This is a genomic window from Ramlibacter sp. WS9, assembly GCF_003797765.1.
Taxonomy (GTDB): Bacteria; Pseudomonadota; Gammaproteobacteria; order Burkholderiales; family Burkholderiaceae_C; genus Ramlibacter.
This window is the reverse complement of sequence record NZ_RKMB01000168.1, coordinates 1-400: the sequence shown is the minus strand read 5'-3', so window position 1 is coordinate 400 and position 400 is coordinate 1. Positions and strand designations below refer to the sequence as shown.

General features: G+C 68.5%; 1 protein-coding gene. It reads right to left on the bottom strand.

All coding sequences use genetic code 11. From position 1 onward, the window contains the following. Positions 1 to 400: beta-ketoacyl synthase N-terminal-like domain-containing protein (locus EEB15_RS33490; RefSeq protein WP_305000521.1), on the bottom strand; the 400-nt coding region annotated here is incomplete at both ends.

The following is a 400-nucleotide window of genomic DNA, read 5'->3' as shown; positions in this document are numbered from 1 at the left end:
AGCGGGTGGTCATCGGCACGATCTCGTCGGCGAACAGCCCGTCCGCCTGGGCTCGCGCCATCCGCTGCTGGCTCTGCAGGGCGTAGGCGTCCTGGGCCTCGCGGGTGATGCCGTAGCGACGGGCGACGATCTCGGCGGTCTGCCCCATGGGGTAGTAGATGCCCGGCACCTCCCTTTGCAGCAGCGGGTTCACCAGGTGGTCGGTGTTGACGCTCTTCAGGGTCAGGGTGATCGACTCGACGCCGCCGGCGACGATCACCTCGCTGCAACCGGAAGCGATCTGGTTGGCGGCGATGGCGATCGCCTGCAGGCCGGAGGAACAGTAGCGGTTGAGGGTCATCCCCGGCACCTGGATGCCGAGGCCGGAGAGCACCGCCACGTTGCGCCCGATGTTGTGGCC